Source organism: Bacteroides sp. NSJ-48 (genome assembly GCF_014287405.1).
GTDB lineage: Bacteria > Bacteroidota > Bacteroidia > Bacteroidales > Bacteroidaceae > Bacteroides > Bacteroides stercoris.
In genome coordinates this window covers 157308-170265 of record NZ_JACOOD010000003.1, presented here as the reverse complement: position 1 = coordinate 170265, position 12958 = coordinate 157308, and the positions used below count along the sequence as shown (strand labels likewise).

Annotated in this window: 12 protein-coding genes; 5 read left to right on the top strand and 7 right to left on the bottom strand. The window is 40.7% G+C overall.

Features of this window, described 5'->3' with window-relative positions:
• Positions 1–546: 546 nt before the first annotated feature.
• The 7 genes from H8S52_RS02705 to H8S52_RS02680 all read right to left on the bottom strand — a co-directional run bounded on the left by H8S52_RS02705 (position 547) and on the right by H8S52_RS02680 (position 7317).
• On the bottom strand, positions 547–1203 hold the full coding sequence (locus H8S52_RS02705) for a hypothetical protein (RefSeq protein WP_186909292.1): 657 nt from the start codon (positions 1201–1203) through the stop codon (positions 547–549).
• Positions 1163–1348 (bottom strand): hypothetical protein, encoded by a 186-nt coding sequence (locus H8S52_RS19890; protein ID WP_004310789.1) that lies wholly within the window; start codon positions 1346–1348, stop codon positions 1163–1165. Before H8S52_RS19890 ends, H8S52_RS02705 begins: the two co-directional genes overlap by 41 nt.
• A 400-nt stretch (positions 1349–1748) precedes the next feature.
• Positions 1749–2816 (bottom strand): hypothetical protein, encoded by a 1068-nt coding sequence (locus H8S52_RS02700; protein WP_004310790.1) that lies wholly within the window; start codon positions 2814–2816, stop codon positions 1749–1751.
• Between the two features lie 283 nt (positions 2817–3099).
• Complete coding sequence (locus tag H8S52_RS02695; RefSeq protein ID WP_118207217.1) at positions 3100–3942, bottom strand: hypothetical protein; 843 nt, start codon at positions 3940–3942, stop codon at positions 3100–3102.
• Positions 3943–4022: 80 nt separating this feature from the next.
• Positions 4023–5240: a site-specific integrase gene (locus tag H8S52_RS02690; RefSeq protein ID WP_118207218.1), complete on the bottom strand. Its 1218-nt coding sequence runs from the start codon at positions 5238–5240 to the stop codon at positions 4023–4025.
• 345 nt (positions 5241–5585) lie between these two features.
• Positions 5586–6596, bottom strand: a complete 1011-nt coding sequence (locus tag H8S52_RS02685; RefSeq protein WP_186909291.1) for a GGGtGRT protein — start codon at positions 6594–6596, stop codon at positions 5586–5588.
• 19 nt (positions 6597–6615) lie between these two features.
• Positions 6616–7317: an iron-sulfur cluster assembly scaffold protein gene (locus H8S52_RS02680; RefSeq protein WP_005654748.1), complete on the bottom strand. Its 702-nt coding sequence runs from the start codon at positions 7315–7317 to the stop codon at positions 6616–6618.
• Between the two features lie 215 nt (positions 7318–7532).
• Between H8S52_RS02680 and H8S52_RS02675 the strand changes: the two genes are divergently transcribed.
• From H8S52_RS02675 to metH, 5 genes are all read left to right on the top strand, one after another.
• Positions 7533–8033, top strand: coding sequence for a DMP19 family protein (locus H8S52_RS02675; RefSeq protein ID WP_186909290.1), 501 nt, complete (start codon positions 7533–7535; stop codon positions 8031–8033).
• A gap of 83 nt (positions 8034–8116) precedes the next feature.
• A complete protein-coding gene (locus H8S52_RS02670) occupies positions 8117–8935 on the top strand; it encodes a hypothetical protein (protein ID WP_255469955.1) in 819 nt (272 codons plus the stop codon).
• A 7-nt stretch (positions 8936–8942) separates the two neighbouring features.
• Positions 8943–9515, top strand: a complete 573-nt coding sequence (locus H8S52_RS02665) for a Yip1 family protein (RefSeq protein ID WP_016661380.1) — start codon at positions 8943–8945, stop codon at positions 9513–9515.
• Between the two features lie 8 nt (positions 9516–9523).
• On the top strand, positions 9524–9976 hold the full coding sequence (gene smpB, locus H8S52_RS02660) for an SsrA-binding protein (protein ID WP_022103737.1): 453 nt from the start codon (positions 9524–9526) through the stop codon (positions 9974–9976).
• A 157-nt stretch (positions 9977–10133) separates the two neighbouring features.
• Positions 10134–12905, top strand: coding sequence for a methionine synthase (gene metH / locus H8S52_RS02655; protein ID WP_117986193.1), 2772 nt, complete (start codon positions 10134–10136; stop codon positions 12903–12905).
• The last annotated feature ends 53 nt before the right edge of the window (positions 12906–12958 follow it).

The window sequence follows — 12958 nt, the reverse complement described above, 5'->3', positions numbered from 1 at the left end:
TGCTTCTTCTGCAAACTCACCCATGTTTAATGATTCTCTACGCTGTGCCATAGCTGGCATAATTACTAAATCTCTCATAATGAAATTGAATTAAATGGTTATTGATTGAATGGATTTAATAGGAACAAACCTAAAACACAAGTGAATTTCTTCGCTTGTATCTTAGGCTGTCCTATGTTTTTCCCTAAAGATTCTTTCAAAGGAAATGAGGAGCATTAGTAAATTATTGGTTAGCTATGGCAATAGTGCATCGTGCCTGCTCTTGGATTAATAAGAATGCTTATTCCTGCCAACTATCAGACTGCATTTCTAAAGCATTCTTTTTATTTAAGAGCTATGAGGGGGTGTTTATGTTGGTAGGGGTGTCTTGTGCATTACTCTGATGGTTTAAAATTGTCATTACGAAGTAGCATTCATAAGGGCTGCTTACCCTTATCGTAGAAATTCAACTTTAGATGCTTCTAAAGTCAGAATAAGACAGAGTGGGGATTATTCGTACTATCTCTTAATATATTAATAAACAGTACGAAAAATCCTACTTGCCTGTTATTTGGACTTGAAAGCTATCTTAACCACGTTTTTTGAGTTGGTTGGATTCCACTCCTTGCGCTGTTTGGCTATGTTGTTGTCTAATAATAGTTCATTGGGAGTAAGCTCTATCCCTTTGGGTATATATCTTAACAAACCTGCACTATATAATTCCAGATTGTAACTCTCTACATTCTTCTTACCCATTCCCAATTTGTCAGCCAACTTATTAGGAGTAAGCAGTATCTTGTTGTTCTCTGCTATTAATAGGAGCTTGATATAATATCCTTTCACTTTAATATTCAAATCCACTGTCATAAAGAGGTAGGACAGTGTTATGAAGTTGGGATGTTCAATGGGTGGAATGCAGTAAATGTTCCTCATTACAAATTCTATAAGAGGATGGTTGATAGCTTCCCTATATCTCTTTCTAATCAGCACTGCCTCTATATCCTTATTGAAGTTCTTTAATGCGTCCTCTTTCTCTCCAGTTCGTTTGGCTAAGTCTTTGATTCTCCATCTGACCTTATAATAGTCGTTTCTATATAAGGACAGACAGAAGAACCTGTACAAATTGGGTGGATTGAGTTTATCTACAATAGACTTGTTAATGGTAGCATAATCCTGCCTAATGTTACTTGTCCTGTTTTGCAGGTATCTTTGAGGTATCTTCATATTCATTAGTAGCTGATTGAATAGTATTGGTAAACATTAAATCTTTCTTCTCTCGTTCCATCCTGTAATAGTAGGCAGTTCCAAAGTATATCTTGGCTTCCTTTCTGTTGTGAAACTTCTTTCCTGTTGGCAGATGAATTATCATATCAGTTTAAATATCAGTGAATTAATAAGCCAACTTCTGCAATGAGATATAATAGGTAGCAACCTTTCCATTCTTCTTTCTCCTTGTCTTTAGATAGTTATTAAGATTAGCCCACAATCCAATGTGAACCTTGTTATCTTTTACTCCCTGTTTAAGAGCCTTAACTCTTATCTGCTCATAAGTAAATTCTTCCATTTTAGATATTCTGAATAGTTTGTAAGTCCGTCAATCTATGTGGTGGGATTATCTGCTTGTAGTACTGTAAAGATAGTAACTCCATAAGTGAGAAACTAATGATAAGACCACACATTTAGTAATCAGACTTTAGACTATTCAGAATTTCTAAGAACTTGGGGAGAACAAGCCCACCTGTCACATGGGCTTTGCTCCGTAGTATGTATTATGCTTCTAAAGCATTTTGTAGCATTGCTTGAAAATCATCATCTTCCTTTATTTTCTTTAGTTTGTCATCATTAAGTTCTAATTGTTTTAGCTTATCCAAAGCCTTGAATGCTTGTTCTTCGCCATGTACTTTAGCATAACTGTTAAATCCTTTAATGAAGTAACGTTTAGTGAGAAATGTGACGCTGATTTTGGCAGCTTTGCATAGAGTTATAAAATCGTTACCTCTCTTGATGTCAACTATGGCATCTTTTGGTAGATTGTATTCTTCTCTTCTTAAAACCTTGTTCAATATCTTCTCTGGAATGTTCTTCTTGGTATAAATCAGACCTGCTGTCGTAGGATTGAATCCCTGTTGGATTAGTTCAGCCATATTCTCAAAGAGTTCATCTTTGGATGTCAAGGCAGCAACCCCTATCTTGGCTTTCATATCCCAATTACCAACTCTGTTGATTTCTTCCAAATAAGTTCCTATATCCTTAATATCCTTAACAAAGACATTGGGGATAGTCATATTACCTTTGACAGAGTTTAGTTTGGCAAATGCTGTGCTTCTGTGTTGACCGTCCAAGATTACAAAGTAGCCTTCTGCCTCTTCTTCTGTCAGAACTCTACCGTTTACATCTGTTACGACATATCCTGCCTTTATTAGTTTTGAAGCTTCTATCACGATGATGGGATAGGCTTCTTCATATTTGCCATTGTCAATAATAGCAATGAACGTATCTACTTTCTTTGAATCAATGCTTCTGTTATGTTTTACAAAGGCAATCTTCTTAGAGACCTTCTCCTCAGTTTTAGTTAATTGGAATGTAATAGGTTCGTCTTTAAGTGTGAGGGCTTTACTATTCTTCTCTTCAATAGCCTGCTTTAATTGTTTCACAATTAACTCTTGGGCGTGTAGAACGGTTTCTCCCAACTGTCTGTTAACTATGTTCTTCAAATCTCTTTCAGCTTTAATCAACTGTTGTTGTAAGCTGAGAGTGCGCACTGCCTTTCCAGCTTTAGCATTAGCTACTGATTTGCTGGTTGCAGTCTTTCCTGCTGTCTTAGTCATTGTTTTCATTGTCATCTTGTTTTTAATTATCAAATTAAGTTCTTTGTAACCGTCCAATCTATGCGCACTTGGCTTTCTGATTACGCTGCAAAACTACTTGCTTCTGGGCTGATTAAAAGAGAGAAATTAATGGGTGGTTTTACTTCCCCTCTTAATTGTCAGCTCGTCCGCTATCGTTTTGACGCTGCAAAGATGGGATATAATGGCAGGATTAAAAGAGAGAAAAAAAGTCCTGCTCTTATGTACCCTCTTAATGGTACGGAGCAGGACTGTATTAATTATCAGAAGTTTATTAGAAGTATATGCTGTTCGCAGTATCAATTCTCTTGTCTTTATATTGCTTGATGTAACCTTTTAGGACATCTTCATCATCTGAGAATTTACTATGTTTAGATAGCTTAGTGAAGTAGATAAGCCTTGATATGAGCAATGTCTTACTAAGTGATATGGTGCTTCCTTTCTTCTGTCTGACATTAAACAGCTTATTATATGGCTCTAAATTGAAGAAGTCATTGAACATCTTATAGAACAGCCATATCTGAACGGATTCCTTTTCTTCTGCATGGGTGCTTATGCTGACTTGTTGGTTCTGCATCCAAGGATGTTCCTCTATCTCTTTTAGGTTGTTGGCAATGATAGTAGCCAAGTAACCTATTGCATTGGCATTGTCAATTACTATCTGATGCTTGCCTTCAATCTTTACAGAGACGGTAATAGGCTTTTTAAAACTTACTCCAAATTGGTTAATCTCCTTATGGTTGTCAGCTATGGCTTTAGCGAATTTGGTGAGCTGTTCTATTCCTATGCCTGTAGCTTTCATTCCATCCAAGCACGTTCCACAAGTATAGTCAAAGATGAACAGAAGTAGAAACCAGAACTTATCTATATCAACTCTCAAACCTTTCAATGTATTCTGTATGTCCTCATTGGCTATATAATCTTCGTATGTGAAATTACCATATAGTTCATTCTGATTGTATCTTCTTATGAATAGGGGTAAGGCGGTAGTGCCGCAGACGTATCTTTCTCCTGTGGCTGGGTCTATATCTACGTCTGGAACATATTTAACGGCTATGGCTTCCATGTATTCCAAACGAGTATCAATGCTTATGTAATCTTCCTTTAGCTTCTCCATAATTATTAGTTTAAGGCAAAATTAAAAAATAATCCCCACCTGCATTGCTACAAGTGAGGAATTTGTGGATAGGATATGCTTTAGTAATCAGAAGCTCCTGTAAACGTATCCATGAGTTTATCCATCTGCTCACCTATGCACTTGTCTATTAGCTTTGCATAGTGGGCAGTCATTCGTGTATTGGTATGTCCCAACATCTTAGAAACGACTTCCAGAGATATGTTATTGGCTAAAGTAACGGTACTTGCAAATGTATGCCTACTTGTGTGGAAGCAGATTCGCTTATTAATTCCACAGAGTATAGCTATATCCTTTAGATATTTGTTGATGTCCGCAGGGTCTTGAATAGGGAGTAATTTCTCTCCACCCTTGTACTTATCCAATATCAGTTTGGCGATAGGGAGTAGGGGGATTCGTGATAGAACTCCTGTTTTAATCCTACGCTTCTTTATCCATATTCTGCCTGCACTGTCTTTCTCAAAGTGTTCTGGTGCCAAGGTCTTAATGTCAATGTAACTAAGCCCAGTGAAGCACCCAAAGAGAAACATATCTTTAGCTCGTTCCAATCGTGGCAAAGGAGTATCAAAGTTGATAATCTTCCTCAATTCTTCTTCATCCAAGAAGTCAATTTCCACAGGTTCACGTTCTACTTTATAAGCATTTACAGGATTGTAGGATATATAAGAGTTGGCGACAGCTAAATTTAGCAACTTCTTTAAGAACTTTAAATGCTTGGTGCAGGAGTTTTGTCCCATCTTCTTCTCTCCTAAAAGGAAAGCATGGAATCCTTGAATGAAGCCCAAGTTTATCTCTCTTAAATATAAGTCCTTACGCTCATATTTCTTCTGAATAAACTCTTTGAATAATCTGCCTGTATATTCAAACACCCAATAAGTGGCAGGGGCAACGGTTTTACCTACCATAGCTTTACGCTCTGTGTTATGTTCGTTCAGAACATCCAATAAAGTCTTCTCGTTTAGGGCTTCCACCTTGTCTGTGATAGCTTCTTTTAATAGTTCAGCAGTGATAAGGTAGCCCTTTTGAAGCAGCTCAATTTCTTTCTGATATATCTTATTCCGTAGTTGAATCAGATAACCGTTGATTAGCTGAGCTTCTTCACTCTTGCCTTTTACAGCTTGCTTCTCTTTGTTCCAATCGGCAGCAGGTACATGTTTACCTGTACTAAAGTAGATTCTCTTTCCGTTAGTGGTGATTGAAACCTCAATAGGTGATAGACCTTTCTTGTTTTGCTTACTTTCTCTTAATGAAAAGTAAACCATTGTACAATGTTTCTCCATTTTAAATTAAATGTTATATGGAGTGTATCGCATTGTATTATAGTTGATTATGCCAATTCTTGCAGCCGTTTTTTAAGAATGGCAAATTCGGCTGCAAATCGGCTGCAAAAGTAACCTGTTTATGGCTTGATTTGAGGGGTAATTGGCTACTCTTTACATGAGTTGTTTGGACTTAAATAAAGCAGGATTTATCTTGTTATCTCCTTACTGATTCACTATTCATTCACTCTGAATAGTGAGTGATGCAAGGTGTTTCAATCTGTTATCTAAGTCAAGTTACCACAAATAAAAAAACTCCTGCAACCACAAGGATTACAGGAGCTTATCTGTATTAAGTAACTTATATTACTTGTTCAAGGCAGTAGCCACGTCAACGGCACAAGCCACTGTACATCCTACCATCGGGTTGTTACCGATACCCAGGAAGCCCATCATTTCCACGTGAGCAGGAACTGATGAAGAACCAGCGAATTGAGCGTCTGAGTGCATACGACCCATAGTGTCCGTCATGCCGTAAGAGGCAGGACCGGCAGCCATGTTATCCGGGTGAAGCGTACGACCTGTACCGCCACCGGATGCTACTGAGAAATAGGGCTTATCTGCAAGAACGCGTTCTTTCTTGTAAGTACCTGCAACAGGGTGCTGGAAACGGGTCGGGTTGGTAGAGTTACCTGTGATGGATACGTCTACGCCTTCTTTCCACATGATAGCCACACCTTCGCGAACGTCGTCAGCACCGTAGCATTTTACTTTGGCACGAGGACCATCGCTGTATGCGATTTCACGAACAACTTTCAGTTCACCTGTGTAATAGTCGAACTGAGTCTGAACATATGTAAAGCCATTGATACGGGAGATGATTTGTGCAGCATCCTTGCCCAAACCGTTCAGGATACAACGCAAAGGTTCTTTACGTACTTTGTCAGCTTTAGCAGCGATTTTGATTGCACCTTCTGCAGCAGCGAATGATTCGTGACCTGCCAAGAAAGCAAAACACTTAGTCTCTTCGCGGAGCAACATGGCAGCCAGATTACCGTGACCGATACCTACCTTGCGGTCGTCGGCTACAGACCCCGGAATACAAAATGCCTGCAAACCGATACCGATTGCTTCGGCAGCATCTGCAGCATTCTTGCAGCCTTTCTTGATAGCGATGGCACAACCTACAACATAAGCCCATTTTGCGTTCTCAAAGCAGATAGGCTGAGTCTCTTCACACGTCTTATAAGGATCGAGTCCGGCAGCTTCGCAGATGGCGTTAGCTTCCTCTATGTCTTTGATGCCGTTGGCGTTCAAGGCTTCGATGATACCTTTGATACGACGGTCTTGACTTTCAAATTTTACTTCTCTAATCATAGTTTCTTTCCTCCTTATATTATTCGTGACGTGGATCAATGTGTTTAACAGCTCCCTGTTCTGCAGTGAAGCGTCCGTAAGTACCGGTTACTTTCTTCAAAGCTTCGTTGGCATCAGTACCTTTCTTGATTTCATCCATGAATTTACCCATGTGAACGAATTCATATCCGCAGATTTCATCGTTTTTGTCAAGAGCAATAGTCTTGATATAACCTTCTGCCATTTCCAGGTAACGGGGACCCTTTGCCAAAGTACCGTATAGAGTACCTACCTGGCTGCGCAATCCCTTACCTAAGTCTTCCAGACCGGCACCGATAATCAAACCGCCTTCAGAGAAAGCAGACTGAGTACGACCGTAAACGATTTGCAGGAAGAGTTCGCGCATTGCTGTATTGATAGCGTCGCAAACGAGGTCGGTGTTCAATGCTTCGAGGATTGTCTTGCCCGGAAGGATTTCAGCAGCCATAGCAGCCGAGTGAGTCATACCGGAGCAACCGATTGTTTCAACCAATGCTTCTTGGATGACGCCTTCTTTAACGTTCAAAGTCAGTTTACAAGCACCTTGCTGAGGAGCACACCAACCTACACCATGTGTCAGACCTGAAATATCAACTATTTCTTTTGATTTTACCCATTTGCCTTCTTCGGGTATGGGAGCCGGTCCGTGGTTAGGACCTTTCTTTACAACACACATGTGTTCCACTTCGTGTGAATAAGTCATAATTAGCTCTTTTTTAAGTTATAATTTAAAAAAAACGTAGTTCTATGTTTTATTAAACGGTCACAAAGGTAGTCGTTTTCTTGCTTTCTGCCAACCGTTCAATTTGACTTTTTTATTAAAAATAGGTAATAATAAGTTGTAACTCTGTGGAATGTAAAGTAGACTTTGCAGTTTTTGTATTAACTTTGCAGCGTTAATTCAATATACATACTATTATGGTAGAAGTTACTGATGCGGCTTTGCAACAAGCTGCGGGCGAAGGAATGGATGCTTTCATCCAAGTATTTACAGATGCATATAAAAAAATGATAGGCGGCGAACTTACTGCCGATACGATGCCGTTGCTTACCGGAGAGCAGCATTCGTTGCTGGCGTATCAGATATTCCGCGACGAACTCATGGAAGGTGGTTTCTGCCAGTTGGTACAAAACGGATATGGTAGCTATATCTTTGCCAATCCGTTTGCCAAAGTAATGCGTTTGTGGGGAGTGGGCGATTTAAGCAAATTGGTGTATGCCGCCAAAAAAATATATGATGTTCATCGTGAAGATTTGGAACGTGAGCGTACCGATGACGAATTTATGGCAATGTACGAGCAGTATGAGGCTTTTGACGGGTTGGAAGATGAGTTTCTGGAGAAAGAAGAGGAGTATACGGCTTTGGTTGCAAGCTATGTAGATGAACATTTGGAGTCGTTTGCGAAAATAATAAAGTAACAGTTGCAGTATTTTTTAAGTTTCTGCATTTACCTTATGTGAATTGAATTTTATATCTTTGCAAACTCTAAAAAATAATGTTTATGAAACAATTGAAATTCTTAATGGTTGCCTTTACCTTATTAATGGGCGTTTCTTTTACTTCGTGTCTTAATGATGATGCCGGCGAAAGCATGTATGATGGAATAGGATATGTACGCACTGTAATGGGGAGTTATTTTGTTGATTTATATGGTAATACATATCATCCGACAATGGCTTCCGTTACAGAAATGGAAGCTCAGGGTTTTAAAATGTCAGGTACTGATTTAGCTCAGATTGCTTTTAAATATGTGGAAGATACTCCGGCAACTAAAGCTGAGGGTGGTACTTTTACTCCGCAGGATTATCGTATAAAGTTAGTCAGTGCAATTGCTGTGGATTCTTATTCTACCAAACATGTAAGTTCTGTGGAAAATATGGAGGCGGAGGCTATGCCAGAAACTGCTCCTATTGTGACTTTGGAGCCGACAGACAATTACGGACAGACTTATAAGCCTTGGATGTATGGTGCTGAAATGCTCGTGTTGCCTATTTCTTGGAAAATGGAGAATAAGGAGGAAATGTTGAAACAGCATACAATGGAATTGGTGTATATAGAGGATGAATCTAATGAAAGCAGTACAGAACTTGTCTTTTATTTGAGACATAACAAAGGAACTGATACCAAGACAGACGTTTTTGCTGTTAGAAACAAAGCTTACGATGTAAAACAAATCATGTCGGATTTTAAAGGAAAGCACGGTAGCTATCCTACAACGATAAGAATTAAAGCAAAAATCGATATGGATGGTGCTAAATTGCCTGAGAAGTATACAGATTATACGATTGAAAATTTTAAATGGAATCCTTCAAATCAATAATAATTAATTGAATTACAAAGAACTGTTCCATATAGCAATGCAACTGATTTCCTCTCCGGCACGTGCCTGGGAGGAAATTAGTTTAGAGGATAGGCGAAAAGTCTTTACAGCTTTTGTCTATCCTATGATTGGCTTATGCGGGTTGTCTGTCTTTATAGGCTCTTTGGTGGCTAAGGGATGGGGTGGTCCGCAAAGTTTTCAATATGCCATGACGCAATGTTGTGCGGTGGCGGTATCCTTGTTCGGGGGATATTTTTTGGCAGCCTATCTCATCAATGGGCTACGTGTCCGTATGTTTGCTATGGACAATGATATACCTTTGGTGCAACAGTTTGCCGGCTATGCGTTGGTAGTGTCTTTCATGCTGAAAATCATAATCGGCATATTGCCCGATTTCAGTATAATAGCCCTGTTGCTTCAATTTTATATTGTATATGTGGTGTGGGAAGGAAGTGCTATTCTGATGAAAATAGCGGAAAAAGACCGTTTAAGGTTTACCATTCTTTCTTCCATGTTGTTAATAGCTTGTCCGGCAGTGATAGAATTCGTTTTCAATAAGCTGACGGTAGTGCTAAACTGATTGATTTTATGAAACAAGCTCCTATAAATATTAAGAATAAACGTGCCACATTCGATTACGAATTGGTAGATACCTATACGGCAGGCATTGTGCTCACCGGTACGGAAATTAAATCTATCCGTTTGGGAAAGGCAAGTCTGGTAGATACGTTTTGCTACTTTGCCAATGGCGAGCTATGGGTGAAGAATATGCATATTGCCGAATATTTTTACGGTTCGTACAATAATCATAATGCACGTCGGGAGCGCAAACTGCTGTTGACAAAGAAAGAACTGGACAAGTTGCAACGTGGTTCTAAAGACCCCGGCTTTACCATAATTCCTGTTCGTATGTTCATCAATGAAAAAGGGCTGGCAAAGGTAGTCGTAGCTCTTGCAAAGGGTAAGAAGCAATACGACAAGCGCGAGGCTTTGAAAGAAAAAGATGACAAACGCGATATGGCGCGTGCATTCAAACGATAAGCAGTACGTATAGTAAGTATAAGGTCTGAAGTATAAGCAGGTGTAATATTTATATCTTGATAATTTTATCGGTTGTATTTTAACTTCATACCTCGTATTTAATACTTCATACCTCATACTTTAAAAAGAATACCTCATACTTTATACTTAAATAAAAGTGGCTTCTATTGAAACGTTGGTGCGTGAGCGCATTCTTATTCTGGACGGTGCTATGGGCACTATGATACAACAATACAACTTGACGGAGGAGGACTTCCGGGGTAAACGTTTTGCGCAAATTCCCGGACAGTTAAAAGGTAATAATGATATACTTTGTCTGACGCGTCCGGATGTAATACGGGATATTCATCGTAAGTATCTTGCGGCGGGTGCGGACATTATCGAAACCAATACTTTTAATTCTACAAGCGTCAGCATGGCCGATTATCACGTACAGGAGTATGTGCGTGAGATAAATTTTGCCGCTGTAAAACTGGCGCGTGAAGTTGCCGATGAATTTACTGCTTTAACTCCTGATAAACCGCGTTTTGTGGCAGGCTCTATCGGGCCTACCAATAAGACTTGCTCCATGAGTCCGGATGTTAACAATCCGGCTTTTCGTGCATTGACTTATGATGAATTGGCTGCTGCTTATCGCGAGCAGATGGAAGCGATGCTCGAAGCCGGTGTGGATGCGTTGCTGATTGAAACCATATTTGATACGTTGAATGCTAAGGCTGCGATATATGCTGCGGAGCAGGCGATGGAAGCTATAGGTGTCCGGGTTCCGCTGATGCTTTCCGTAACGGTTTCCGATATAGGCGGACGTACTTTGTCAGGACAGACGCTGGAAGCATTTCTTGCTTCTGTGCAACATGCGGATATTTTCTCTGTCGGGCTTAACTGTTCTTTCGGAGCCCGTCAATTGAAACCCTTTCTTGAACAGTTGGCTGCTCGTGCTCCTTATTATATCAGTGCCTATCCCAATGCGGGATTGCCTAACAGTCTGGGTACATACGACCAAACTCCGGCTGAAATGGCAGATGAGATCAGGGAGTACATTCATGAAGGGCTGGTAAATATAATAGGCGGTTGTTGTGGCACTACCGATGAATATATTGCTGCATATTCGTCTTTGATAGCAGGAGCTGTGCCACGTATACCGGCTTCTCTGCCCGATAATCTTTGGCTCTCCGGTTTGGAACTGTTGGAGGTAAAGCCTGAAAACAACTTTATCAATGTGGGCGAACGTTGCAACGTTGCCGGTTCACGTAAGTTTCTGCGTTTAATCAATGAGAAAAAATATGATGAAGCGCTAAGTATCGCCCGGCAGCAAGTAGAAGACGGAGCGCAGATTATCGACATAAATATGGACGACGGTTTGCTGGATGCGGAAAAGGAAATGACCACTTTTCTCAATCTGATAGCATCCGAGCCGGAGATAGCCCGTGTTCCTGTAATGATAGATTCTTCTAAATGGGATGTGATAGTTGCAGGGTTAAAATGTATGCAAGGAAAGTCCATTGTCAACTCCATATCTTTGAAAGAGGGCGAAGAAAAGTTTCTTGAACATGCCCGTACTATAAAGCGATACGGTGCTGCTGCAGTCGTAATGGCTTTTGATGAACAGGGACAGGCGGATACGTACGAACGCAGAATTGAGGTGTGCGAACGCGCTTATCGTCTGTTGGTAAACAGGGTCGGTTTCAATCCGCAAGATATAATTTTTGATCCGAATGTACTTGCAGTGGCTACGGGTATGGACGAGCATAATAACTATGCAGTCGATTTTATCCGTGCTACCGGTTGGATACGGAAGAACCTGCCCGGCGCTCATGTCAGCGGTGGAGTCAGTAATCTTTCATTTTCCTTTCGGGGTAATAATTATATTCGTGAAGCAATGCATGCGGTCTTTCTTTATCATGCCATTCGCGAGGGGATGGATATGGGTATCGTAAACCCTGCCACTTCCGTACTTTACACCGATATACCCGCCGATATTCTGGAACGTATCGAAGATGTTGTTCTCAATCGTCGTTCGGATGCTGCCGAGCGGTTGATTGAGACTGCCGAACGGTTGAAAGCCGAGGCGGAAGCGGCCAAGAATTCTCTCTCTAACGGTAACTCCCAGCTTTCAAGCCTCAGTTCTCAGCTTGCCTGGCGTGAAGATACCGTAGAGGAACGTTTGAAGTATGCTTTGACAAAAGGCATCGGAGATTATCTGGAAGAAGACCTCGCTGAAGCTTTGAAAGTTTATCCTAAAGCTGTGGATATCATTGAAGGTCCGCTGATGGCCGGAATGAACCATGTTGGCGATTTGTTCGGTGCGGGTAAGATGTTCCTTCCGCAAGTGGTGAAAACGGCACGTACTATGAAGAAAGCGGTGGCTGTTCTTCGGCCTGTCATTGAATCGGAAAAGCAGGAAGGGGCTGCCTCTGCCGGCAAGGTGTTGCTTGCTACGGTGAAAGGTGATGTGCACGACATTGGGAAAAATATTGTTTCCGTAGTAATGGCTTGCAACGGATATGAGATAATCGACTTGGGAGTAATGGTTCCCGCTGAAACGATTGTGCAGCGGGCCATAGAGGAAAAGGTAAACATGATTGGGCTGAGTGGCCTTATCACTCCTTCGCTGGATGAAATGGTACATGTTGCCATTGAATTGGAAAAGGCGGGACTCGATGTACCATTGTTGATAGGTGGCGCTACTACTTCTCCTTTGCACACGGCATTAAAGATTGCTCCGGTTTATCATGCTCCGGTTATTCACCTGAAAGACGCCTCGCAGAATGCAACGGTGGCAGCCCGTTTGATGAATCCTAACCAAAAGGAAGAGTTCGTGAAGAAGCTTTCTAACAAGTATCAGCAGTTGCGCGAGAAAAATCAGGAGAAACAAGTTGAAACAGTATCTCTTGAAGAGGCAAAGGCTAATCGGCTGAATTTGTTTTGAGGTTTTCACTGTCGTATTGCAGATATAAGAACAAGAGAACAGAAAAATATGCA